Origin of the sequence: Streptomyces sp. MP131-18, from assembly GCF_001984575.1 — a bacterium.
Classification (GTDB): Bacteria; Actinomycetota; Actinomycetes; order Streptomycetales; family Streptomycetaceae; genus Streptomyces; species Streptomyces johnsoniae.
Map to the genome: position 1 here is coordinate 2,585,217 of NZ_LZNS01000001.1, position 24,016 is coordinate 2,609,232.

The 24,016-nt window shown below is 75.0% G+C and carries 17 protein-coding genes and 1 pseudogene; 8 read left to right on the top strand and 10 right to left on the bottom strand.

Features of this window, described 5'->3' with window-relative positions:
* Positions 1–8: 8 nt before the first annotated feature.
* Together STBA_RS11305 and STBA_RS11310 are read right to left on the bottom strand one after the other, a co-directional pair.
* Entirely contained in the window at positions 9–305 is a 297-nt protein-coding gene (locus STBA_RS11305) for a hypothetical protein (protein WP_253194654.1), read from the bottom strand.
* 146 nt (positions 306–451) lie between these two features.
* Positions 452–2,665 carry an ATP-dependent DNA helicase UvrD2 gene (locus STBA_RS11310; protein ID WP_290443788.1) on the bottom strand — a complete coding sequence of 738 codons (2,214 nt, stop codon included), beginning with the start codon at positions 2,663–2,665 and terminating at the stop codon, positions 452–454.
* Positions 2,666–2,809: 144 nt separating this feature from the next.
* Here STBA_RS11310 and STBA_RS11315 point away from each other — a divergent pair, with 144 nt between their 5' ends.
* Positions 2,810–3,067 carry a mycoredoxin gene (locus tag STBA_RS11315; RefSeq protein WP_077059130.1) on the top strand — a complete coding sequence of 86 codons (258 nt, stop codon included), beginning with the start codon at positions 2,810–2,812 and terminating at the stop codon, positions 3,065–3,067.
* Positions 3,068–3,121: 54 nt separating this feature from the next.
* Here STBA_RS11315 and nudC read toward each other — a convergent pair whose 3' ends face one another.
* The 4 genes from nudC to STBA_RS11335 form a co-directional block, all read right to left on the bottom strand.
* Entirely contained in the window at positions 3,122–4,060 is a 939-nt protein-coding gene (gene nudC, locus STBA_RS11320; RefSeq protein WP_077059131.1) for an NAD(+) diphosphatase, read from the bottom strand.
* A gap of 102 nt (positions 4,061–4,162) precedes the next feature.
* Positions 4,163–7,501, bottom strand: a complete 3,339-nt coding sequence (locus STBA_RS11325; RefSeq protein ID WP_077059132.1) for an ATP-dependent DNA helicase — start codon at positions 7,499–7,501, stop codon at positions 4,163–4,165.
* Between the two features lie 51 nt (positions 7,502–7,552).
* Positions 7,553–10,804, bottom strand: coding sequence for an ATP-dependent DNA helicase (locus tag STBA_RS11330; RefSeq protein ID WP_079251852.1), 3,252 nt, complete (start codon positions 10,802–10,804; stop codon positions 7,553–7,555).
* Positions 10,805–10,953: 149 nt separating this feature from the next.
* Entirely contained in the window at positions 10,954–11,313 is a 360-nt protein-coding gene (locus STBA_RS11335) for an MGMT family protein (protein ID WP_107485025.1), read from the bottom strand.
* A 116-nt stretch (positions 11,314–11,429) separates the two neighbouring features.
* Between STBA_RS11335 and STBA_RS11340 the strand changes: the two genes are divergently transcribed.
* The 6 genes and pseudogenes from STBA_RS11340 (at position 11,430) to STBA_RS11365 (ending at position 18,593) form a co-directional block, all read left to right on the top strand.
* Entirely contained in the window at positions 11,430–14,120 is a 2,691-nt protein-coding gene (locus STBA_RS11340; protein WP_077059134.1) for a lysylphosphatidylglycerol synthase transmembrane domain-containing protein, read from the top strand.
* Between the two features lie 146 nt (positions 14,121–14,266).
* Complete coding sequence (locus STBA_RS11345; RefSeq protein ID WP_077059135.1) at positions 14,267–14,872, top strand: class I SAM-dependent methyltransferase; 606 nt, start codon at positions 14,267–14,269, stop codon at positions 14,870–14,872.
* 82 nt (positions 14,873–14,954) lie between these two features.
* Positions 14,955–15,359 carry a TOBE domain-containing protein gene (locus tag STBA_RS11350; protein WP_077059136.1) on the top strand — a complete coding sequence of 135 codons (405 nt, stop codon included), beginning with the start codon at positions 14,955–14,957 and terminating at the stop codon, positions 15,357–15,359.
* A pseudogene (locus tag STBA_RS11355) lies at positions 15,356–16,138 on the top strand (ABC transporter permease); the annotation flags it as partial. The gene STBA_RS11350 and the pseudogene STBA_RS11355, both read left to right, overlap by 4 nt.
* 106 nt (positions 16,139–16,244) lie before the next feature.
* Positions 16,245–17,918 carry an alpha/beta hydrolase gene (locus tag STBA_RS11360; protein WP_077059138.1) on the top strand — a complete coding sequence of 558 codons (1,674 nt, stop codon included), beginning with the start codon at positions 16,245–16,247 and terminating at the stop codon, positions 17,916–17,918.
* Positions 17,919–17,927: 9 nt separating this feature from the next.
* On the top strand, positions 17,928–18,593 hold the full coding sequence (locus STBA_RS11365; RefSeq protein WP_077059139.1) for an O-methyltransferase: 666 nt from the start codon (positions 17,928–17,930) through the stop codon (positions 18,591–18,593).
* Here the strand turns inward: STBA_RS11365 and STBA_RS11370 are convergent.
* The 4 genes from STBA_RS11370 to STBA_RS11385 form a co-directional block, all read right to left on the bottom strand.
* Complete coding sequence (locus tag STBA_RS11370; RefSeq protein WP_077063254.1) at positions 18,557–19,036, bottom strand: TIGR03618 family F420-dependent PPOX class oxidoreductase; 480 nt, start codon at positions 19,034–19,036, stop codon at positions 18,557–18,559. The two genes, STBA_RS11365 and STBA_RS11370, sit on opposite strands and share 37 nt — an antisense overlap.
* A gap of 182 nt (positions 19,037–19,218) precedes the next feature.
* Positions 19,219–20,568, bottom strand: a complete 1,350-nt coding sequence (locus STBA_RS11375; RefSeq protein ID WP_107485207.1) for an MFS transporter — start codon at positions 20,566–20,568, stop codon at positions 19,219–19,221.
* Between the two features lie 224 nt (positions 20,569–20,792).
* Entirely contained in the window at positions 20,793–21,281 is a 489-nt protein-coding gene (locus tag STBA_RS11380; protein ID WP_077059141.1) for a MarR family winged helix-turn-helix transcriptional regulator, read from the bottom strand.
* A 32-nt stretch (positions 21,282–21,313) separates the two neighbouring features.
* Positions 21,314–22,237, bottom strand: a complete 924-nt coding sequence (locus STBA_RS11385; protein ID WP_171987684.1) for an alpha/beta hydrolase — start codon at positions 22,235–22,237, stop codon at positions 21,314–21,316.
* A 136-nt stretch (positions 22,238–22,373) separates the two neighbouring features.
* On the opposite strand from STBA_RS11385, the gene STBA_RS11390 reads away from it, so the two are divergent.
* On the top strand, positions 22,374–24,016 hold a 1,643-nt coding region (locus STBA_RS11390; protein WP_077059142.1), incomplete at its 3' end, for an alpha/beta hydrolase.

Consider the following 24,016-nt stretch of genomic DNA (forward strand, 5'->3'; position numbering starts at 1 on the left):
CTCGCCGATCAGGCTGGATCACTCCAGGGATTGAGCCCGCGGAGGGCCCACATCGTGTGAAGCTGGGTCTTCTGGTGTCCAAAGATCTGGTGTCCGGCGCCCGCGACATTCACAGTCGTGGCGTAGGCATCGGTAGCCACAGGCGCCAGGATCGGTCGCTCGCCTGCTGCCGCCCGCAGGGCGACGGCTGCCGAGTGTGCGACCACGACACCGGACATACCGGTGCCGGACAGGCGAGAACCGCCGGGCACGCAGAGACGGACGACCTCGCGGCCGGTCGCTTTGGTGAAGGTCTTGCTAACCACGGGGATCGCCTCCTCTACGGCGTCTCGGTGGGAAAGGAGCTCCTGTCCCATACGGTCACTTCAGTACAGCATGGCTTCGGGGGAAGCGGAACCCTCCTCCAGTGCCACGTGGAGCACGCTATGCGGATGCCTCGCGCGGGCGCAAACTATTTTTCGGGGGTTTCCTCAGAAGTTTCCACGGGAGGCGCCTGCACCGGCTCACCGGCGCACAGCGCCAGCACATCGGCGCCGAATTGCCGCAGCTTGTGGGCCCCCACCCCGGAGATCCTGGACAGCTCGGCCTCGCTGCCCGGCACGTCCTCCGCGATGGCCATGAGGGTCACGTCGGTGAAGACGGCATACGCCGGCCGCCCCAGATCCCGCGCCCGCTCCAGCCGCCAGTCCCGCAGCCGCTCGTACAGCTGCTCGTCCATCGTGGAGGGGCAGTCCTCGCAGCGCCGCAGCTTCACCTCGGCCGCCTCCGTCAGCGTCCGCTCGCACACCCGGCACTTGACCGGGCCCCGCGGCTTGCGGGCCCGGCCCCCGCCGCCCCGCTCCACGCCGCCTCGCCCGCCGCCACGCCCCTGGTCCGCGGCCGAGCCGGGCCGCAGCCCGTCCAGGAACCGGCTGGGCCGCCGCCCCGCGCGGCCCCCGGGCGAACGCGCCAGCGCCCACGACAGCGACAGGTGCAGCCGCGCCCGCGTCACCCCGACATACAGCAGCCGCCGCTCCTCCTCGACCTGCTCGGGCGTCTTGGCGTAGGTGATCGGCAGCATCCCGTCGGTGAGGCCGACCAGGAACACCGCGTCCCACTCCAGGCCCTTGGCCGTGTGCAGCGAGGCCAGCGTCACCCCCTCCACGGTCGGGGCGTGCTGCGCCGCGGCCCGCTCGTCCACCTCCGCGACGAAGTCGGCCAGCGTCGCGTCCTCCCGCGCCCGCGCGAAGTCCTCCGCGAGCCGCACCAGCGAACGCAGCGACTCCCACCGGTCGCGCACCGCGCCCGAGCCGGCCGGCGGCTCCGGCGTCCACCCCGTCCCGGCGAGGACCGCGCCGACCTGCCCGGCCAGGCCGTCGGCGTCGGCGACCGCGCTGTCGTTGCCACCGGCCCGCGCGGCGCCGCGCAGGGCCAGGCCCGCCTGCCTGACCTCGGGCCGCTCGAAGAACCGCTCGGCGCCCCGGAGCTGGTAGGGCACCCCGGCGTCGGCCAGGGCCTGCTCGTAGATCTCCGACTGTGAGTTGGCCCGGTAGAGCACGGCGATCTCGCTCGCGGTGAGACCGGCCCCGCCCTCCGCGACGGGCGTCAGCAGCTCCCTGATCCGCCGGGCCGCCGCCTCCGCCTCCGCCGGCTCGTCCGCGTGCTCGGAGAACACCGGCTCAGGACCCGTGGGCCGCTGCGAGATCAGCTCCAGGCGGTGCTCGGCGGCCCGGCCCTTCGCCTGGCTCAGCAGCCCGTTGGCCAGGTGCACCACCTGCGGCGTGGACCGGTAGTCCCGCACCAGCTTCACCAGCGTGGCGTGGGGATGCCTGGTGCGGAAGTCCAGCAGGTGGTCGGGGGTGGCGCCGGTGAACGAATAGATCGTCTGGCTCGCGTCGCCGACGACGCACAGACTGTCCCGCTCCCCGAGCCACAGGGTCAGCAGCCGCTGCTGGAGCGGGCTGACGTCCTGGTACTCGTCGACCGTGAAGTGGTGGTACTGACCGCGCACCACCTCGGCGATGTCCGGCCGGTCGCTGAGGATGCCGACGGTCAGCAGCAGCACGTCCTCGAAATCGATCGTGCCGCGGTCCCGCTTCAGCTGCTCGTACGTCGCGTACACCCGCGCGATCTCCGCCGGGTCGCGCGGCGCCTCGCGCCCGCTCTTGGCCATCGCGGCGGGATAGTCCTCCGGGGTGGTCTGCGTCACCTTCGCCCACTCGATCTCGCTGGTGACGTCCCGCAGCTCCAGCCGCTCAAGACGCAGCCTGCCGCGCGACGCGGCCTCCGCGACCAGCGAGAATTTGCGCTCCAGCAGGCGCGGCGGCTCCCCGCCCACCGCCTTGGGCCAGAAGTACTGCAACTGCCGCAGCGCCGCCGAGTGGAACGTGCGCGTCTGCACGCCGCCCGCGCCGAGCTGCCGCAGCCGCCCGCGCATCTCCCCCGCCGCCCGCTGCGTGAACGTGACCGCGAGCACCGTGGCCGGCTGGAAGATCCCGGCGCGCACCCCGTACGCGATGCGGTGGGTGATCGCCCGCGTCTTGCCCGTCCCCGCCCCGGCCAGCACGCAGACCGGGCCTTGGAGCGTCGTCGCCACGGCGCGCTGCTCGGGATCGAGGCCCTCGAGCACGGCATCGGCCGACGAGGGCACGTGAGGGAACGAGGTGGCCTGCGTTGCTGATGTCACCCCGCCATGCTGCCAGGTCCCGCGGGAAGCGTGGGGCGAGTTGTCCACAGGGTGGGGGGATTACTCATACCGCGCCGTGTGTTGTGCTTGCGTGAGTCCCCGCCGGAGCGGGCGGGGACCGACGACACGAAGGAGCGCGAGACGATGCCGGGGACCGTGACGATGTACAGCACCTCCTGGTGCGGCTACTGCCGCCGGCTCAAGAGCCAGCTGGACCGCGAGGGCATCGCGTACACCGAGATCAACATTGAGGAGGAGCCGTCCGCCGTCGCCATCGTCGAGAAGGCGAACGACGGCAACCAAACGGTGCCCACGGTCGTGGTGGAGCCGGACAGCGGCGCCGGCCAGGTCACCATGACCAACCCCTCGCTCGCGGACGTCAAGAAGGCCCTGGCCGCCTGACGCACCCGGCCCGGCGACCCGCCGGGTGACGCGCCCGGCCGACCGTTCGCCCGGCTACCAGGGCGCCGTCACCAGCGGCTTTCCGTACCACTGTTCGATCAGCCGGGAGGCGATGGAGACACTCGAAGGGGGCAGCACCTCGCCGGACTCCATCGCCGCCCGCAGGTCGTCCCGGGAGAACCAGCGGGCCTCCTCGATCTCCTCGCCGTCGGCCCGCACGTCGAAGGACGTGGCACGCGCCACGAAACCCAGCATCAGGCTGGAGGGGAACGGCCACGGCTGGCTCGCCACGTACTCCACCTGCCCGACCGCGATACCGGCCTCCTCCGCGACCTCCCGCACCACGGCCTGCTCTATCGACTCCCCCGGCTCGACGAAGCCCGCGAGCGTGGAGAAGCGGCCCTTCGGCCAGTGCATCTGCCGCCCGAGCAGCGCCCGGTCGTCCTCGTCGAGCACCAGCATGATGACCGCGGGGTCCGTCCTGGGGTAGTGCTCGGCGCCGCAGGCCTGGCAGCGCCGCACGTGCCCCGCCGCCGCGATCACGGTCCGCGCGCCGCAGCGCGAACAGAAGCGGTGGAGCCGCTGCCAGTTCTCCAGGGCGACCGCGTGGACCAGCAGCTCGTTGTCACGCTCGGAGAGCAGCGCGGCCGCTTCCCGCAGTCCTGCGGGCCTGGCCGCGTCGTCCATGCGGCCGGGCAGCGCGTCCTTCTGGAGCGCGAAGTAGCGCACCCCTTCGGCGTCGGAGCCGAGGAAGTAGCGGTGGGCCTCGGTCAGCGGCGCGTCGAACGACGGCATCAGCACCAGCTCGGTCCGCCCGTCAGCACGCTCCTCGACCAGCGCCTGGCCGCCGGATACGACGAACACCCGCGTCGACGGATGGCTCCACGCCGCCCCCAGCCACGCCTCGTCGAGTCGGTGGTGGGCACCGCGGTCGATGCCGCCGGTACCGGTGAGGGTGATCGGCTGGACAGCGTTGTCCGGGGTGGTGCTCATGCCCAAAAGCCTAATCCGTCGCCGACCGCCCCGGAGGCCCCGGGTGGGCCGCCGGGTCCGGCGGGCGCCCGGCGGGCGCCCCCACGCCCCCGGCGCCGGGCCCTACCCGGGGTCGTTCGGCTCCCAGGAGTCCTCGCCCGTCAGCAGCCGCTCAAGACCGCGGCGGCCGGGCAGCACGGTCGGCCGCACCAGCTCGCCGCTGCGCACGTACAGGAACGCGGCGGACACCGCGGACAGCGGCAACCCGTGGCGCTCGGCCCACGCGACCCGGTAGATCGCCAGCTGGAGCGGGTCCGCGTCCTGCCGCCTGGCCGTCTTCCAGTCGATGATGTCGAAGCCACCGCTGTCCGTGCGGTACACGGCGTCGATCCGGCCGCGGATCACGCGCCCGGCCAGCTCCAGCTGGAACGGGGCCTCGATCCGATAGGGCCGGCGGGCGGCGTACGGGGTACGGGCGAAGGCCTCCTTCAGCGCGGCCAGGTCCCGTTCGTCCCGGATCTCCGCCACCTCGTCCGGGTCGCCGCCCGGCAGCTCGTCCGGCCCGAGCATCGGCAGGGCCAGCTCCTCGAACCGGGCCTCGACCCAGGCGTGGAACCGCGTCCCGCGCCGGGCCGCGGGCTGCGGCGGGCGCGGCATCGGACGCGCGAGGTCGCGGGCGAACCCCTCCGGGTCGGCGGCCAGGCGCTGCACCTGCGACGCGGACAGCGACGCGGGCAGGGGCACGTCCCGCACCGCGGCCCTGGCCTGCCGCAGCTCCTCCGCGAGCACCGTCAGGTCCCGGTCCCAGGACGCCACGGCGCGCTGCTCCTCCGGGGTGAGCCCGTCCTCCCCCGCCTCGTCTTCCGCGCGCGGCGCGGGCAGCCGCGGCCCCTCGCGCTCCCCCTCGCGCTCCCCCTCGCGCTCCCCCTCGCGCCCGGCCGCGCGCAGCCGCGCCAGCACGGCGTCCGCCGCGGCCCTGCGCCGGGCGAACGCGGCCGGGTCCAGCGGCAGCGGCCACGCCCGCTCGGCCGCGTCGGCGGCGAGCGCCGGGTTTTCCTCGTCCTCGCCCGGCGGGTCGGCCCACGCCTCGACCTCGCCGTGCGCCGGGTCGGCCTCGCAGTGCTCCCGCAGGGCGTCGAGGAACGGGGAGGGCCCCCGCCGCCGTTTCTGGCTCGGGCCCCACCAGTGTCCTGAGCCGAGCAGCAGGGACCGCGGGCGGGTGAAGGCGACGTAGCCGAGGCGCAGCTCCTCAAGACCGAGGTGCTCGGCGACCGCCGCCCCGTACTCCTTGTAGGCCGCCGCCGTCCACTCCTCGATCGCGGGCAGCGTTCCCGCGTCGCCGCGCAGCGGGTGCGGCAGCGCCCTGGCATGCCGGAGCCACGAGTCGCGCGAGGACTTGGCGGGGAAGGCGTCGGCGCACAGCCCTGGCACGGCGACCACGTCCCACTCCAGGCCCTTGGCCTTGTGCGCGGTCAGCACCTTCACCGTGTCGCCGCTGCCGGGGAGCGAGCCGTCGAGGCCGCGGTCGTACTGGTCGGCGGCGCGCAGGAACGCGAGGAACGCCGGGAGCGTGGCCTCGCCGTCCACGGCGGTGCCCGCACGGCCCGCCGCGAAACCGGCGGCCAGGTCGAGGAACGCGCCCAGCGTCTCGCGGCGCCTGGCGGCCAGGGCCTGCGGCGAGGCGGACAGCTCCACTTCGAGGCCGGTGGCGGCCAGCACCCGGTGCAGCACGTCCATGAGCGGGTCGGCCAGGGAACGGCGCAGCTCGCGGATCTCGGCGGCCAGGTGCGCGAACCGGACCCGGGCGGCGGCGGAGAACGGCAGCCCGTCCTGCGGCTCGGCCGCACCGCCGCCCTGGTCCACGAACGTGTCCAGGGCGTCGGCGAGCGAGGTCCGTTCGGCCGGGTCGGTGCCCTCCACGGCCGCGGCGAGCCGCCCGTCCGGGTCCTGGTCCCCCCCGCGCCGTACCAGCAGCCGGGCGCGGCGGCCGAGCAGCGCCAGGTCGCGCGGCCCGATCCGCCACCGGGGGCCGGTGAGCAGCCGCACCAGGGCGGCGTTCGCCGTGGGGTCGGCCAGCACGTGCAGCACGGCGACGAGGTCGGCGACCTCGGGCAGGTGCAGCAGCCCGGAGAGCCCGACCACCTCGACCGGCACCTCGCGGGCCACCAGCGCGCGCTGGATCTCGCCGAAGTCGGCCGCGGTGCGGCACAGCACGGCGATCTCGCCCGGCGGCGTGCCGGTGCGCACCTGGTGGGCGACGGAGTCGGCCAGCCACGCCAGCTCCTCGGCGTGGCCGGGCAGCAGGGCGCAGCGCACCAGCCCGGCCGCCGCCGCGCCGTCCGGGGGCCGCAACGGAACGACGGCGGGGTGGCGGGCGCGCAGCGGCTGGGCCAGCCGGTTGGCCAGGGCGAGCAGCCGCCCGCCGCTGCGCCGGTTCTCGCCGAGGCTGTCGTGGCGCGCGGGGCGGCCGTCGCGGTGGGGGAAGTGCTCGGGGAAGTCGTCCAGGTTGGCGACCGACGCGCCGCGCCAGCCGTAGATGGCCTGGCAGGGGTCGCCGACCGCGGTGACGGCGTGCCCCGTGCCGCCGCCGAACAGGCCCGCCAGCAGGACGCGTTGCGCGACGGAGGTGTCCTGGTACTCGTCGAGGAGCACGACGGCGAACTCCTCGCGCACGATCCGCCCCACCTCGGGGACGTCCCGCGCGAGGGTGGCCGCCAGGGAGATCTGGTCGCCGAAGTCCAGCAGATCGCGGGCGCGTTTGCGGGCGCGGTACTCCTCGACCAGGCCGAGCAGCCGGCCGCGGCCCTCCGCGGCGCGCGGGATCTGCCGCAGGTCGGCGTTGCTCAGCCGGGCACCGGCCAGCTCGGCCAGCAGCCCCTGGTCGAACGCGCGGAGCGCCGCGGGCGTCACCAGGTGCTCGGACAGCTCGCCGTCCAGCGCGACGAGATCGGTGACGAGGGTGGTGAAGCTCGGGCTCGGCGGCTCGAAGTCGGCGGGCGCGGCGCGCAGCACCTCGGCGGCGAGCTGGAAGCGGCCGGCGTCCGCGAGGAGCCGGGAGGCGGGCTCGACGCCGAGGCGCAGCCCGTGCTCGCTCAGCAGCCGCCCGGCGAAGGCGTGGTAGGTGGAGATCTGCGGCTCGCCCGCCGCGCCGTCGCCCGTGCCGCCCGCCTCGGCGTCCCGGCCGGTCACGCCCGCGCGGACCAGGGCGGTGCGGACGCGCTCCGCCAGCTCGCCGGCCGCCTTGTTGGTGAACGTGAGGCCGAGGACCCGGCCCGGCTCGACCTGTCCTGTGGCGGTGAGCCAGACGACGCGGGCGGCCATCACGGTGGTCTTGCCGGAGCCGGCGCCCGCCACGATCGCCTGCGGCGCGGGCGGTGCGGTGATGCACGCCAGCTGCTCGTCGGTGAACGGAATCCCCAGCAGCTCCCTGAGCTGATCGGGACGGCTGAGTGGGGCGGGCACGGAGCCGAGCCTAACCGCCGCCTGCGACAGCGCCGGGCGCCGCGGCCGGGGTCAGTCGACGACGTGGCGCCCCTCGGGGCGCGCGCTGCATGCGCCGCGGAAGGTGCACGCGCCGCACTGGCGGCCGGTGTTGGGGGTGAAGCGCTCGTCGAGGACGCGGCCCGCCGCGGCGGCCAGCAGGTCGCCGACCCAGTCGCCGCCCGCGGTATCGGACGTGCGTGCCAGCGGTTCCTGGCGCTGCACGGCCGGCAGGGCGTCACCGCCGTCGCGGGCCGCGGCGCCCTGCCGCAGGTGCACCAGCTCGGCACCGGCCACGTCGGCGGCCGCCTCGCCCTCGCGCAGCGCGAGCTGGTAGACGGCGAGTTGCGGGTGGCGTTCGACCTCGGCGCGGGTGGGCCGGGTGCGCCCGGTCTTGAAGTCGACGACGTAGGCACGGCCCTGCGCGTCGTGCTCGACGCGGTCGAGCACCCCGCGGATGCGGACCCGGTGCTCCCCCGCGGCCAGCGTGACGTCGAAGTCCTGCTCGGTGGCGAGGGGCTCGCGGCCCGCGTCCCGTTGCAGTACGTGCCAGCGCAGGAAGCGTTCCAGCGCGGCGCGGGCCTCGGCCTGCTCCGTGCGGGACTGCCAGGGCGCCTCGAAGGCGAGCGAGTCCCAGACGGTTTCGAGCCGGGCCATCAGCACGGACAGGTCGGCCGGCGTGCTGCCGGAGGCGACTTCGTCGGCCAGGACGTGCAGGACGTTCCCGAAGCCCTGCGCGGTGGTCGCGGGGGCTTCGGCGTGCACCTCGCGGCCCAGGAACCACTGGAGGGAACAGGTGTTGACCAGCTGGTCGAGCGCGCTGCCGGAGAGCGCGACCGGCGCGTCCTGGTCGCGCAGCGGCGCGGCGGACCGCGTCTGCTCGCGCAGGCCCCACCAGCGTTCGGGGTGCGCGGCGGGCGCCAGGGCGTGCCCCTCGTCGTCGCGGAGCGCGGCGAGGTCCGCGAGCCGGTCGGCCGCGGCGCGGCGCAGGGCGGGCGAGGCGTCCGGGTCGACGGTGGTGGCGCGCAGTTCGGCGACGAGGGCCGCGAGGGAGAGCGGCCTGCGCGGCCGACCGCCGACGTCCTCGGGCTCGACGCCGAGTTCGCGCAGGAAACGGGAGGGCTGGTCGCCGTCGTCGGCGCCGCCGACCGCGGTCACCACCAGGCGGTCCCTGGCCCGGGTGGCGGCCACGTAGAACAGGCGGCGCTCCTCGGCGAGCAGCGCGCCGGGGCCGAGCGGCTCCGCGAGCCCGTCGCGCCCGATGCGGTCGGCCTCCAGCAGCGAACCGCGGCGCCGCAGGTCCGGCCACAGGCCCTCCTGAACGCCCGCCACGACGACGAGCGACCATTCAAGGCCCTTGGCGCGGTGCGCCGTCATCAGCCGCACCGCCTCCCGGCGCACGGGGCGTGCGGCAAGCGTGTCCGCGGCGATGTCGTGCGCTTCCAGCTCGGCCAGGAAGTTGAGCGCCCCCCGGCCGCCGGTACGCTCCTCGGCGCGCGCCGCCGCGTCGAACAGCGCGCAGACGGCGTCGAGATCACGGTCCGCGTTCCGCCCCGCGGCGCCGCCGCGCCGGGCGGCGCGCTCCAGGCGCTGCGGCCAGGGCGTACCGTCCCACAGCTGCCACAGCGCCTCCTCCGCGCTGCCGCCGCCGGACAGCAGTTCGCGGGTCTTGCGCAGCAGCAGGCCGAGCCGCTGCGCGCCACCGGCGTACGCCGGGTCGTGGGTGAGGAGCCGCTCCGGCTCGGCCAGCGCACGCGCCACCAGCTGCTCGGAGGAGGCGGGCGCGGCGATGCCCGCGTCGCGCTCCTCGTTGCGCAGCGCCCGGCCGAGGCGGCGCAGGTCGGCCGCGTCCAGGCCGCCCAGGGGCGAGGTCAGCAGCCGGGCCGCGGTCTCCGGGTCCTGCGGCGCCTCGGGCTCGGCGACGGCGCGCAGCGCCGTGAGCAGCGGGGCGACGGCCGGCTCCTGGCGCAGCGGCAGATCGGCGCCGTCGACTTCCAGTGGCACGCCCGCGGCGGTCAGCGCCCGGCGCACGCCGGGGAGGGACCGCGCGCCCGCGCGGACCAGCACGGCCATCTCGCCCCAGGGCAGGCCGTCCTCCAGATGGGCGCGGCGCAGCAGGTCGGCGATGTTGTCCAGTTCCGCACCCGGGGTCGGATAGACGAACGCCTCCACCCGGCCGCCCTCCCGGACGGCGGTCAGCGCGCGGTGGCGGCGCACCGCCTCGGCGGGCAGCCGCGTCAGCGGCATGCGCTGCGCGACGAGCCGGGTGGCCGCGAGCAGCGCGGCGCCGCTGCGCCGCCCGGTGGCGAGCACCGCCACGGGCGCGGGGGCGCCCCCGGCGGTGCGGAAGGCGTCGGGGAAGCCGAGGATGCCGCCCACGTCGGCGCCGCGGAACGCGTAGATCGACTGGTCGGGGTCGCCGAACACGGTCAGGTCGCGGCCGTCGCCCGCCAGGGCGCGCAGCAGGGCCGCCTGCGCCGGGTCGGTGTCCTGGTACTCGTCGACGAACACGGCGTCGTAACGGTCCCGCACCGCCGCCGCCGGCCCCGGCTCACGGGCCAGCTCCACCGCGCTGCGCACCAGTTCCGTGTAGTCGAGCACGCCCTGCGCCTGGGTCACGTCCAGGTACTCGGCGAGGAAGTGCGCGGCGGCCTCCCAGTCCCGGCGGCCGGTGCGGCGGGCGAAGCCGGCCAGCGTGCCGGGGTCGAGGCCGATTTCCCTGCTGCGGGCCAGCACGGCCCGCAGCTCGTCGGCGAAGCCGCGCGTCGTCAGACAGGCGCGCAGCTCCTCGGGCCAGTCCAGGCCGCGTCCCGACCGTTCCAGATCGCGGTGCCCGGCCAGTAGCTCCCGCAGGTACAGATCCTGCTCCGGCCCGGTCAGCAGGCGCACCGGCTCGGCGAACAGCGCGCGGTCCTGGTGCGCGCGCACGAACGCGTAGGCGAAGGAGTGGAACGTGGTCGCCTGCGGGGATGCTGTTCCCAGACGGGCCGTCAGGCGGTCCCGAAGCTCGGCCGCCGCCTTGCGGCTGAAGGTGAGGACGAGGATGCGCTCCGGGTCCGTGCCGCGCGCCACCCGGCGGGCCACGGCCGCCACGAGCGTGGTCGTCTTGCCGGTGCCCGGGCCGGCGAGCACGAGCAGCGGTCCGCCCGGGTGGTCAACCACGGCGCGCTGGCTTGCGTCCACAGCAACGGCGCGCGCGTCGGCGACCGGGGCGCGCACCAGTCGGTACGCTCCCGGGGCGGGTGGCGGCCGGTCAGTGGACGGGACGGAGAGACTCACGTGCATCGCGCATTCTCGGGGACGTTGGAGGAGACGGTACGCCAGTCGGCTCCCGGGGCGCACCGATTCCCGCCCGTCCCCCGGACGGGCGGCGCGCCGCCGCCCCGGCGGCAGGCCGGCGGAAGCCGGCGCCCGTGAGCCGCCGCGGTGGGCGGTCAGTCCGTGACGGGGCCCTCCCACCTGGCGCGCCGCAGATCGACGCGCGGCGGCTCGCCCTGCGCGGCGGCGTCGCGCAGCGGGGTGCCCTCGGCCCGGTAGTGCGCAAGCGCGCGGTGCTCGTGGCCCGGCAGCAGCCGGCCGTCGGCGCGGATCACGCGCCACCACGGCACCGCTCCGCCCCACAGGGCCATGACGCGGCCCACTTGGCGGGGGCCGCCCTCGCCGAGCTGCGCCGCGATGTCCCCGTAGGTCATGACACGCCCGGCGGGAATACGTTCGGTGGCGGCGAGGACGCGGTCGGCGTATTCCGGAATCCGGTGAGCAGGGGTGGAAGGAGAGCCGGCCATGGTGACCATCGTGCCGTATCTCACGGACGGCACTCCCGCGGCCGTCACTCGTGCCACTATCGTCCCAGCACGGGGGTGAGCTGGTTCGCAGTTCCAGCACGAGGAGAATCCCGGGGAAGCGACCAGTGATACGGGGCGAAGAAGAACGGGCACAGCGGCCGGGCGAACGGCCGGGTGAGCGGCACGAGGAGCCGGCGCCCGAGCCGCCGCTCGACGCGCTGCTGCGCGCCGACCCGACCCGTTCCGGCCAGCTGGAGGTCGACGAGCCGATCCTCGCGGCGCGCGTCCACCGGCCGGGGGACCTGCTGCGGGTCCTGCTGGGGCTGCTGGGCATCGGCCTCGTCCTCGCGCTCGCCACGTTCGCCATCGGCACCACCGAGGGCATCGAGCAGGACGTCGACAAGGGCGCGGAGCAGGCGCCCTCGCTGCTGATCAACTTCGCCGGTTTCGCGTCGAGCGTCGCCGTGCTCATCGTGCCCGTCGCGTTCGCGATCGAACGCCTGATGAAACGGGACGGCCTGCGCATCGCCGACGGCGTGCTGGCCGCGGTGCTCGCGCACGGCGTCACCCTCACGTTCAGCCTCTGGGTCGTGCGGGTCTCCCCCGAATCCGTGCAGAACGCGCTGACCAGGGACGCGCCCGGCGGCGGGCTGACGGAGCCGGTGCACGACTACCTCGCGCCGGTCATCGCCTACGCCACGGCCGTCGGGATGACGCACCGGCCCAAGTGGCGGCTGGCCATGTGGTCGGTGCTGGTGCTGGACGCCACCGCCGTGCTGGTGGCCGGCTACACCACACCGTTCTCCATCATCGTGACCGTCCTCATCGGCTGGACCATCGCCTACGGCACGCTGTACGCGGTGGGTTCGCCCAATGTGCGGCCCACCGGGCAGCAACTCCTCGCCGGCCTGCGGAACGTCGGCTTCCGGCCGATCAGCGCGCTGCGCGCGGAGGCCCCGGGCGAACGGGACGGGCAGGAGCGCGGCGAGCAGGCCGAGGCGACGCGGCGCTACCTCGTCACGCTGGAGTCCGGGCCCCCGCTGGACGTGACGGTGGTGGACCGGGCCCAGCAGGCGCAGGGCTTCTTCTACCGCATGTGGCGGCGGCTCGCGCTGCGCGGCATCACCCAGCGCCACAGCCTGCCCTCGCTGCGGCAGGCGCTGGAGCAGGAGGCGCTGCTGGCCTACGCGGCCATCGCCGCCGGGGCGAACGCGCCGAAGCTGATCGCGACCTCGGAGCTGGGGCCCGACGCGGTGATGCTCGTCTACGAGCACATCGGCGGCCGGGACCTGGACTCGCTGCCGGACGACGAGATCACCGACGAGCTGATGGAGCGCGCCTGGGGGCAGGTGACCGCGCTCCAGTCGCGGCGGATCGCGCACCGCAGGCTGGACGGCCGTTCGCTGCTGGTGGACCGGGAGGGCACGGTCTACCTGACGCACCTGCGCGGCGGCGAGATCGCGGCGGGCGACCTGCTGCTGCGCATGGACGTGGCCCAGCTGCTGATCACGTTCGGCCTGCGGGTCGGCGCGGAACGGGCGGTGGCCGCCGCGGTGGCCGTGCTCGGCCCGGACGCGGTGGCGGACAGCCTGCCGCTGCTCCAGCCGATCGCGCTCAGCCGCACCACGCGCGCCGCGCTGCGCCAGCTGGCCAGGGAGCGGGCGCAGCGGGAGCGGCAGGCGGTGCTCGACGCCACCCGCACCTACCGCGAGGCGCGCGGCGGCCTGCCGGACGACGCCGACCGCAAGGCGGTGAAGGCGGCCAAGCAGGCCGAGAAGCAGGTGATGGACGCGGCGCTGGAGAACGCGCGGGAGGAGGACCTGCTGTCGCTGATCCGCCAGCAGGTGCTGCTGATCCGGCCGCAGGCGCCGATAGAGCCGGCCCGCATCGAACGGATCAGGCCGCGCACCCTCATCAGCATCATCGCGGCGGTGTTCGCGGCCTACTTCCTGATCTCGCAGCTGATCAACCCGGAGTTCCAGCGGGTCTGGGAGAACGCCAACTGGGGCTGGGTGCTGGTCGCGGCGGGCTTCTCCGCACTGACGTACTTCGCCGCGGCGCTGAGCCTGCTCGGCTTCGTGCCGGAGAAGGTCTCCTACCGCAGAACCGTGCTGGCGCAGGTCGCGGGCTCGTTCGTGAAGCTGGTCGCGCCGGCCGCGATCGGCGGCGCCGCGCTGAACGCCCGCTTCCTGCAACGGCAGGGCCTGCGGCCGGGCCACGCGGTCGCGAGCGTCGGCGCCGCGCAGCTGTTCGGGCTCGCCAGCCACGTCGTGCTGCTGCTGGCGTTCGGCTACCTGACCGGCACCGAGCACGCGCCGCCGCTCTCGCCGTCCCGCACGGTGATCGCCGGGCTGCTGACGGTCGCGGTCGCCATCCTGGTCGTCACGGCCGTGCCGCGGCTGCGCAAGACCATCTCGGAGCGGGTCCGGAGCCTGTTCGCCGGGGTGCTGCCGCGGATGCTGGACGTGGTGCAGCGGCCGAAGAAGCTGCTCAGCGGCATCGGCGGGATGATGCTGATGTCGCTGGCGTTCGTGCTGTGCCTGGACGCGTCGCTGCGGGCGTTCGGCGAGGAGCTGAGCCTGCCCGTCATCGCCGTGGTGTATCTCGCGGGGAACGCGCTGGGCTCCGCGGCCCCGACACCGGGCGGCGTCGGCGCGATCGAGTTCACGCTGACGGGCCTGCTGGTGAGCGCGTTCAACGTACCGTCGGACGCGGCGCTCGGGGCGGTGCTGCTGTTCCGGCTGATGACCTTCTGGCTCCCGGTACTGCCGGGCTGGATGGCGTTCACACAACTGACCCGCAAGGAAGCGATCTAGATGTATTGACCCGGTCGTTCGCGGCGCGTGCCGGGATTTGCGCTTTCCGCAACAAACTTTGCCCAGCTTGCCGATACGGGCGCACCTTGGCGTCGGACCGGTGACCGCCGGTGACCGGAACCGACGGGACGAGAGGACTGAGCGCCATGGATGTCCAACGCTGGGACGACATGTACCGCAGCCGCGACCAGGTATTCAGCGGCAACCCCAACGGAGTGCTCGTCGCCGAGACCGACGACCTGCCGCCGGGGCGAGCGCTCGACGTCGGATGCGGCGAAGGCGCCGACGCGCGCTGGCTGGCCCGGCGTGGCTGGCAGGTCACCGCGGTCGACGTCTCCGAGGTCGCCCTGCAACGCGCCGCCGCCACGGCCACCGCCGGCATCGAGGAACGGGTGACGTGGATGCGGGCCGACCTCTCCGCCACGCCGCCCCCGGCGGGCGCCTTCGACCTGGTGTCCAGCCAGTACTTCCCGCTCCGCCGCCGGCCGGACCACGCGGCGCTGCGCGGCCTGCTGGCTGCGGTCGCCCCCGGCGGCACGCTGCTCTTCGCCACCCACTCCCTCGCGGACCTGGCCCAGCACCAGGAGGAGGGCTTCGACCCAGCCGACTACTACCAGCCGGACGACATCGCCCCACTCCTCGGCCCCGCCTGGCAGGTCCTGATCAACGAGAGCCGCCCCCGCACCGCCCAGACCCCCGCCGGCACACACCACACCCGCGACACCGTCCTGCGAGCACGACGCCTGCCGTGAACGCCGGGCGCGCTCGCGCCTACGAGCCGGAAGAGGCGATCTGCCTTGCTCCTGCGGGCTCGGCGGCCGTAGTGTCCCGCACATGCAGGAGTACAGCATCGGCCGGGCGGCCCGGCTGCTCGGCGTGAGCGCCGACACCGTACGCCGGTGGGCGGACGCCGGGCGGCTGCCCACGCGGCGGGACGAGGCCGGCAAGCGGCAGATCGGCGGCGCCGACCTCGCGGCGTTCGCCGTGGCGCTCGCCGCCGGGGCGGCGCCGGGCACGGGCGAGCAGGGCGAGCCGTACACCAGCGCCCGCAACGCCTTCCCCGGCATCATCACGGCCGTGCGGCTCGGCGACGTCGCCGCGCAGGTGGAGATCCAGGCCGGCCCGCACCGCCTGGTGTCGCTGCTGACCCGGGAGGCCGTGGAGGAACTCGGCCTCGCCGTCGGCATGGAGGCCGTGGCGCGGGTGAAGGCCACCAGCGTCCACGTCGACCTGGCATGACCGGCCGCGGCGCCCGGTCGGGCCGCCCACCGCTCGTCCTGGTCCTGCCTGCCGCGGGAGGCGTCGCGTTCCTCGCCGTTCCGCTGCTCGGGATCGTCGCCGACGCGCCCTGGTCGGACCTGGGCGCGCGGCTCACCTCGCCCGCGGTCACCGAGGCGCTGCGGCTGTCGCTGACGGTCTCGGGGTGGGCCCTGCTGGTCTCGCTCGTCCTCGGCGTGCCGCTGGCCTGGCTGCTGGCGCGCACCGACTTCCGCGGCCGGACGCTCGTGCGCAGCCTGGTGATCCTGCCCATGGTGCTGCCGCCCACCGTCGCGGGCGTGGCCCTCTTCCAGGGGTTCGGCCGCCGCGGCCTGCTCGGCGGGCCCCTCGAATCGGTGGGCATCACGTGGCCGTTCACCACCGCGGGCGCGGTCGTCGCGGCCGTCTTCGTGTCGATGCCCTTCCTCGTCGTCAGCCTGGAGGGCGCGCTGACCGGCCTCGACCCGCACTTCGAGGAGGCCGCCGCCACGATGGGCGCCGGGCCGCTGCGCACCCTGCACCTGGTCACGCTGCCGATGGTGGGGCCGGCCCTGGCCGCGGGCGCCGCGCTGACCTGGGCGCGGGCGCTCGGCGAGTTCGGCGCGACCATCACGTTCGCGGGCAACCTGCCCGGGGTCACCCAGACGCTGCCGCTGAAGGTCTACCTGCTGCTCCAGGAGGACCCGGCGGGCGCCACCACCGTGTCACTGCTGCTGCTCGCCATCGCCGCCGCGGTGCTGATCGCGCTGCGCGGCCGGTGGCTCAGGCCGGGGCACACGTCACCCGGATGACCCCGCCGGGGGTGCGGCGCTCCGCCGGACGGGCCCACGATGAGCCTGTCGGAGCGACCGATGGGAGCCCCCGCACATGACCCGAGCCAGGCGCCGGTCCGCCCGCACGGCGGCCCCCACCGCGTCCCGTTCCCGCGCCCTGGCCGCCGCGCTGCTCGCCGCGGCCCTGGTCGCCACCGGCTGCGCGGCCACGCCGGGGGGTGCCGGGGAGACCGCGCGGCGCACGGCTGCCGCGGCGGTGAGCGACGCGCGGGACACGGACGACCTGCCGGACGCGCTCACCGGGCAGGCCCTCGACTGGGCGGCCTGCGCCGAGCCGGAACCGGCCCAGGGCGACGACCAGATGTCCCCCAGCCCGCTACCGGACGGCGCCGAGTGGGAGTGCGCCACGATGACCGCGCCGCTCGACTACGCCGATCCGGAAGGCGAGACCCTCGGCATCGCCCTGATCCGGGCCAGGACGCAGGCCCGCGACGACGACCGCGTCGGCTCGCTGATCTTCAACTTCGGCGGTCCCGGCGGCTCCGGCGTCGTCACGCTCCCCGCGTTCGGGCAGGACTACGCGGACCTGCACAAGCGGTTCGACCTCGTCAGCTTCGACCCGCGCGGGGTCGGCGAGTCCGAGGGCGTGTCCTGCCTCGACTCCGCAGGGCTCGACGCCTACTTCGCGGCCGACCCGGTGCCCGACGACGCGGGCCAGCGGCGGCAGCTGAACGAACGGCTCAAGGAGTTCGCCGACGGCTGCGAGGAGGCGGCGGGCGACCTGCTCCCGCACCTCACCACCACGGCGACCGCGCGCGACCTCGACCTGATGCGGCACGTGCTCGGCGACGACAGGCTGTACTACTTCGGCATCTCCTACGGCACCGAACTGGGCGGCGTCTACGCGCACCTCTTCCCGCGGCGCGTGGGCCGCGCCGTCTTCGACGCCGTCGTCGACCCGTCGGGCACCACGAGGGACGGCGCCACCGGCCAGACCGAGGGCTTCCAACTGGCCCTCGGCAACTACCTGGACCACTGCACCGAGGGCGAGGACTGCCCGCTGGGCGAGGACCGCGACGAGGCGGAGGACCGCCTGGCCCGCCTCCTCGACCGGCTGGCGGAACGCCCGCTGCGCACCCAGGACCCCGACGGGCGCCGGCTGACCCAGTCGCTGGCCTGGGGCGGGGTCGCCCAGGCGCTGTACTCGGAAGACTTCTGGCCGTACCTCAGCCAGGGCCTCGACGACGCCCTGGACCGGGAGCACCCGGACGGCACCGTGCTGCTCGCCCTCGGCGACTCGATGAACGGCCGCAACCCGGACGGCACGTACAGCACGCTCCAGTCCTCGCTCACCGCGATCAGCTGCGCCGACTCCAGCGAACGGTATTCCGTGCGAGATGTGCGAGAGGTGCTCGGCGAATTCGAGGACGCCTCGGAGATCTTCGGCCCGCCGATGGCCTGGGGCCTGCTGACCTGCGCGCACTGGCCCGTCGACGGCCGGCGGAAGCACCCGGACGTGGCAGCCGAGGGCGCGGGGCCGATCCTCCTCGTCGGCACCACCGGCGACCCGGCCACGCCGTACGAGGGAACGCGCAACATGAAGGAGGCGCTCGGCGACGGCGTGGGGGTGGAGCTGACCTACGAGGGCGAGGGGCACGGCGCCTACAACAGCGGGAACGAGTGCGTCCGTTCGGCCGTCGACGGCTATCTGCTGCGGGGCGATGTGCCCGATGATGGGACGACGTGCGGCGGAGATCGTTCGGGGTAGGTACACCGCATGTCCGAAAGCCACCTGTGGACCGAGGTCGACGACTACTTCTCGGGCCTGCTCATCCCGGCAGACCCCGCGCTGGAGGCCGCCCTCGCGGCGAGTGACTCCGCCGGCCTGCCGGCCATCAACGTGACGCCGGGCCAGGGCAAGCTGCTGCACCTGCTGGCCCGCATCCACGGCGCCCGCACCATTCTGGAGATCGGCACCCTCGGCGGCTACAGCGCCATCTGGCTGGCCCGCGCGCTGCCGCCCGGCGGGCGGCTGATCACGCTGGAGGCCGAGCAGCTGCACGCGGAGGTCGCCCGGGTGAACGTCGCACGCGCCGGGCTCGCCGACGTCGTGGACATCCGGGTCGGCCGCGCCCTCGACACGCTGCCCGCGCTGACCGCGGAGGGCCCGTTCGACCTGATCTTCGTGGACGCCGACAAGCCGAGCAACCCGGACTATCTGGCCTGGGCGGTGGAGCTGTCCCGTCCCGGCAGCGTGCTCGTCTTCGACAATGTGGTGCGCGCCGGGAACGTCGTCCACGCGGACAGCGCCGACCCGAGCGTCCGCGGCACCCGGCGCTTCACCGAGCTGCTCGCCGCGGACCCCCGGCTGACCGCCACCGCGATCCAGACCGTCGGCAGCAAGGGCTACGACGGGTTCACCCTCGCGCTGGTCGACCCCTGAGCCGGGTCCTCCGCGGAGGGCGGGACGGCGCCCGGCACGTCGAGGGCCGCGCCGTACAGGCGCGTGACGCGGAGCCTGATGACCACGCGCCGTTCGGCCACGAGCTGGGCGAGGAACGCGGCCTCCGCGTCCCGGCCCTCCGGCGCGGGCAGGACGCCGAGCAGTTCGCGGCCGACGGCGTCGCCCGGTGAGGTGGTGGCCTCGGAGACCTCCGCCCCGCCCTCGGCGACGGCGAAGGACCAGACGTCGGGGCCGCGCACGTGGAGCGCGGCGCGCGGATCGCGGCGCAGCTGCCTGGCCTTGACGCGGTCCGCCGTGCTGGCGAAGCGGAGCGTGCGCGTGGCGGGGTCCCAGGCATAGGCGACGGTGGTGAGGTGCGGGTGACCGTCGCGCGAGACGCTCGCCAGCACGCCGAACCGCTGCCCGGCCAGCAGCCCCGACAGGGCCGCGTCGGCGAGCGGGCGGGGCGGCGGCCCGGCCGCGGGCTTTCCGGCGGACGGCCTTTCGGCGGACGGCGTTCCTGCGGACGGCGTTCCCGTCGCGGCGGTGCGGGGAGTGGCGGTGCGGGGAGTGGCGTTCATGGGCGTGCCTTTCCTTGCTGTGCGGGGAAGGGGCCGGCCGGTGCTCAGGCGGCGGGGCGGCGGGGCAGGACGGTCAGGGCCACGACGAAGGCGGCGGCGATGAGGCCCGCGCCGACGGTGAAGGCCAGCCGGTAGCCGCCGGTCAGCGCCTCGGCCCGGCCGTCGCCCGCGGCGAGCAGGCTCTCGGTCCGGGAGGCGGCCAGCGTCGAGAGCACCGCGACGCCGAGCGCCATGCCGATCTGCTGGGTGGTGTTGAACAGGCCGGACACCAGCCCGGCGTCGTCCCGGCGGGCCCCGGACATGCCGAGCGCCGTCAGCGCGGGCAGGGCCAGGCCGAAGCCGGCGGCGAGCAGCATCACGGGAGCCAGATCGGTGAGGTAGTCCGCCTCGACCGGGACGCGGGCGAGCAGCCCGAGCACGCCGAGGAGGAGCAGCAGTCCGGCGAGCAGGACGTTGCGTTCGCCGAACCGGGCGTTCAGCCGGGCGGACGCACCCAGGGAGACCGCGCCGATGACGAGCGCGGCGGGCAGCATCGCCAGCCCGGTCCGCGCGGCGCCGTAGCCGAGCACCTGCTGGAGGTACAGCGCGACGAGCACCTGGAACGAGTACAGCGCCGCCACCATGAGGATCTGCACCAGGTTGGCCCCGGCGACGCCGCGCGAGCGCAGGATGCGCAACGGCATCAGCGGGGTGCGGGCGGCGGTCTGCCGGACGGTGAAGGCGGCGAGCAGCGCGGCGGCGAGCGCGCCGAGGCCGAGGGTGTGCGCGGCGGCCCAGCCGTGGTTCTCGACCTCGATGACGGCGTAGATGCCGAGCATCAGCCCCGCGGTGACCAGCAGGGCGCCGAGCACGTCGGCGCCCGCGCCGAGGCCGGACCCGCGGTCGGCGGGGAGTGCGGCGACGGCAAGGGCGAGGACGGCCACGCCGATCGGCAGGTTGATGAGAAAGATCCAGTGCCAGTTCAGCGCGTCGGTCAGCACCCCGCCGAGCACCTGCCCGATCGAGGCGCCCGCGGCGCCGGTGAAGCTGAAGACGGCGATGGCGCGGGCGCGTTCCCCCGGCTCGGTGAACAGCGTGACCAGGATGCCGAGGCTGACGGCCGCGGCCATGGCGCTGCCGAGGCCCTGGAGGAAGCGGGCGGCGATCAGCACCGCCGGGCTGCCGGCCGCGGCGGCGAGCACGGAGGCGCCGGTGAAGACGGCGGTGCCGGCGAGGAACATGCGCCTGCGGCCGATCAGGTCGCCGAGGCGCCCGGCCAGCAGCAGCAGGCTGCCGAACGCGATGAGGTAGGCGTTCACCACCCAGCTCAGGCCCGCCGGGGAGAAGCCGAGGTCGTCCTGGATGGCGGGCATCGCGACGGTCACGATGCTGCCGTCCAGGATGATCATGAGCATGCCCGTGGCGAGCACGCCGAGGGCGAGCCGCCGCCTCCGGCCGTGCGGCGGCCGCGGGGGAACGGTGGAATCGGCGGGACCAGCGGGTCCTGAGGAGCCGGAGGGGACGGATGGGGCGGTGGCGGGCACGGGGGCTCTCCTGTCCACGGGGAACGACGAGAGAGACCGTAGCAGATAGTTTCGTTACAGACGATATTCTTCGGATCTATCTAGTGTCCCGCACGCTACTTCGTCCGCTGCCGCGCCCTCCGCACCGGCGCCCCGGACTCGGCCTGCGTCGCCAACGGGCCGCCGACCAGCCGGTTCATGGCGCTGAGGAAAACCTTCCGCTCCTCGGCCGGCAGCACGGACAGCGCCTCGGCGTGCACCCCGTCGACGATCCGCTGGCTCCGCTCGGCGACTCGCGCCCCCTCCTCGGTCACGCAGACGACCCGCGCCCGCCGGTCCCGGCTCGACGGGCGCCGCTCGGCCAGGCCCGCCTCCTCCAGCGCGTCCACCGTGGCGACCATCGTGGTCTTGTCCATGTCGCCGATCTCCGCGAGCTGGATCTGCGTCCGCTCCTCCTGGAGCGCGTGCACCAGCACGCAGTGCATCCGCGCGGTCAGCCCGATACCGGCGAGCGCGGCGGCCATACGGGTCCGCAGCACGTGACCGGTGTGGTCGAGCAGGAACGAGAGGTCGGCTTCTTCGCGCCGGGGCGCCATCGCGGTCATGCCGCCAGCGTAACAATCAGGTCCGTGGCGGATTATCCGCCAACCGTCGCGTTCGTCCCCGTCCCGGTGGCGGTGTGCCGCAGCACCGCGGGGACGAACCAGTCCCACGCCCACCGCGGCGGCACCTGGTGGCCCGCGCCCTCCACCGGCAGCAGCGCGGCCCCCGGGATCTCGGCCGCCAGCGCCTCGGCATCCCCGAACGGGAACAGCGGGTCCTCCGTCCCGTGCACCACCAGCGCCGGCGCCACCACCCCGCCGAGCCGCGGGCGGACCGGCGTGCCGTTGTCCACCAGCCAGTGGTTGACCAGACAGGTCGGCATGCTCCGCGTCCTGGCGACGGCCCGCCCGACGACCGCCCGCAGCCGCTCTTCGTCGTACCCGCGCGTCCCCGCGAACGGCTGCCTGCCGGTCACCAGATACTCCGTGACCGCCACCGGGTCCGACCAGTCCGGCAGCGGGCGCGGCTGCCCCGCGGCGGCCCGCCGCCCGTCCACGGACGGCGGGCCGGACGGGTCGGGGCCGTCGGGAGTGGTGCCGACCAGCGTCACCGTCCCCACCCGCGCCGCGTGGTCGACGGCCAGCCGCTGCGCCAGCATCCCGCCCAGCGAGAAGCCCATCACGTGCGCCCGCGGCACCCCGAACGCGTCGAGCACGCCGACCGCGTCGGCGACCAGATCGTCGAGGTCGTAGCCCGGCGCGCCCATCGGCGAGAACACCGAACGGCCCGTGTCCCTGTTGTCGTAACGGATCACCCGGCGGCCCCCGGCCGCGAGCATCGCGCACAGCTCGTCGTCCCACCAGTCCATGGACTCGCTGGCCCCGGCGATCAGCAGCAGCGGCGGATCGCCGGGGGCACCGAACGCCTGGACGCACAGCTCCGCTCCGTTCACCGCGACGATCCGCTCGTCCGCGTCCGCATCCACTTCCGCGTCCACGTTCACGTTCACGTCCGGCATGTCCCTTGCCCTCCCCGTCCGCCCCGGCCGTCCGCCCGGCCCCGCCGCCATGGCGCGACAGGCACCGTGTGGGCCGGGCGCGAAGGCGAGGGTAGCCTGCCAGAGGAAAGCGGGCGCGGTGTGGAGGGGCACTTCGATGCGTAAGGCAGGGGGCATACGGGCCGTTGCCGTGTCCGTGTCCGCCGCCGTGGTCCTGGCGACGGCCGTCGCGGCGTGCAGCGGCGGCGCGGAGGACATGGCCGGTGCGGACGGGGCGAGCGGCGGCGCGGACGCGGAAACCAGCGCGCCGGAGCCGAACGTTCCCTCGCCCGCCGACGTCTCCCCTGACGAACTGCCGGAACTGCCCGCCACGTTCACCGAGCAGACGCTCGACTGGTCCGCATGCCCCGCGCCGAGCGCGCTCCAGGGCGGGGGCGACCCGCCGGGCTACGCCTGGGAGTGCGCCGACCTCCTCGTACCCCTCGACTACACCGCCCCGGACAACGGCGAAACGATCGAGATCGCCCTGGTGCGTGCCCGTTCCTTGGCGTCGGCGGACCGGATCGGATCACTCGTGTTCAACTTCGGCGGGCCCGGCGGCTCCGGGGTCGCCGCACTCCCCCACGCCGCCGGCCGCTACGAGGCGCTGCGCGCCGGCTACGACCTCGTCAGCTTCGACCCGCGCGGCACCGGCGAGAGCGACGGCGTGGTGTGCCGGTCCGGCGCGGAGCTGGACGCCGCCGCGCAAGCGGACCACGGGCCGCCGCGGACGGCGGCCGAGGAGCGGCAGTTCCTCGCGGACAGCCGGGCGTACGCGCAGGACTGCGAGGCCGACGCGGGCGCGCTGCTGCCGCACGTCACCACGGCGGACGCCGCCCGCGACCTCGACCTCCTGCGGCACACCCTCGGCGACAGCCGCCTGCACTACGTCGGCATCTCCTACGGCACCAAGCTCGGCGCCGTGCACGCCCACCTCTTCCCCGACCGCGTCGGCCGCACCGTCCTCGACGCCGTCGTCGACCCGACGCGGGACCTCACCGAACGGGCCCTGCTCCAGGCCGAGGGCTTCCAACTGGCCCTGGACAACTACCTCGCCGACTGCGCCGAGAAGCCGCGCTGCCCGACCGGCGTCGGCGGGTCCTTCGGCCACGACATCCTGACCGGCCTCCTCGACGGCCTGCGCGAACGCCCGCTGCCGACCGCCACGGGACGCGACCTCACCGTCGGGCTCGCGACGACCGCCCTGCTGTCCGCGCTCTACTCGCAGGACTCCTGGCCCTTCCTCACCGACGCCCTGCGCCAGGCACTCGACGAGGACCGGGGGGATCTGCTCCTCGCCGCGGCCGAACAGTACAACGGCCGCGACTCCCAAGGCCGTTACCGCAACATCCACGCCGCGAACAACGCCATCAACTGCGCGGACTTCGCCTCCCGCCCCACCCTTGAGGACGTGCACGCGCACCAGGCGGAGTTCGCCGCCGCCTCGCCCGTCTTCGGCGAGACGCTGGTCTGGTCGCTGATGGCCTGCGCCGACTGGCCGGTGACGGGTGCCCAGGACCGGCCCGAGGTCTCGGCCCCCGGGGCGGGCCCCATCCTGCTGCTCGGCACGACCGGCGACCCCGCCACGCCCTACGTCGGCGCCGAACGCATGCGGCAGGCCCTCGGCGAGGACACCGCGGTGCTGCTCACCTACGACGGCGAGGGCCACGGCGCCCACTCCAGCGGCAACACCTGCGTCACCGAAGCCGTCGAACGCTACCTGCTCGCGGGCACCGTGCCCAGGGACGGCACGACCTGCCG

What these genes read in the sequence shown, in the direction of transcription:
- STBA_RS11315 (WP_077059130.1), top strand. Translation starts at nt 2,810, where the DNA reads ATGCCGGGGACCGTGACGATGTACAGCACCTCCTGGTGCGGCTACTGC.
- nudC (WP_077059131.1), bottom strand. Translation starts at nt 4,060, where the DNA reads ATGAGCACCACCCCGGACAACGCTGTCCAGCCGATCACCCTCACCGGT.
- STBA_RS11330 (WP_079251852.1), bottom strand. Translation starts at nt 10,804, where the DNA reads ATGCACGTGAGTCTCTCCGTCCCGTCCACTGACCGGCCGCCACCCGCC.
- STBA_RS11335 (WP_107485025.1), bottom strand. Translation starts at nt 11,313, where the DNA reads ATGGTCACCATGGCCGGCTCTCCTTCCACCCCTGCTCACCGGATTCCG.
- STBA_RS11345 (WP_077059135.1), top strand. Translation starts at nt 14,267, where the DNA reads ATGGATGTCCAACGCTGGGACGACATGTACCGCAGCCGCGACCAGGTA.
- STBA_RS11350 (WP_077059136.1), top strand. Translation starts at nt 14,955, where the DNA reads ATGCAGGAGTACAGCATCGGCCGGGCGGCCCGGCTGCTCGGCGTGAGC.
- STBA_RS11360 (WP_077059138.1), top strand. Translation starts at nt 16,245, where the DNA reads ATGACCCGAGCCAGGCGCCGGTCCGCCCGCACGGCGGCCCCCACCGCG.
- STBA_RS11365 (WP_077059139.1), top strand. Translation starts at nt 17,928, where the DNA reads ATGTCCGAAAGCCACCTGTGGACCGAGGTCGACGACTACTTCTCGGGC.
- STBA_RS11375 (WP_107485207.1), bottom strand. Translation starts at nt 20,568, where the DNA reads ATGCTCATGATCATCCTGGACGGCAGCATCGTGACCGTCGCGATGCCC.
- STBA_RS11380 (WP_077059141.1), bottom strand. Translation starts at nt 21,281, where the DNA reads ATGACCGCGATGGCGCCCCGGCGCGAAGAAGCCGACCTCTCGTTCCTG.
- STBA_RS11385 (WP_171987684.1), bottom strand. Translation starts at nt 22,237, where the DNA reads ATGCCGGACGTGAACGTGAACGTGGACGCGGAAGTGGATGCGGACGCG.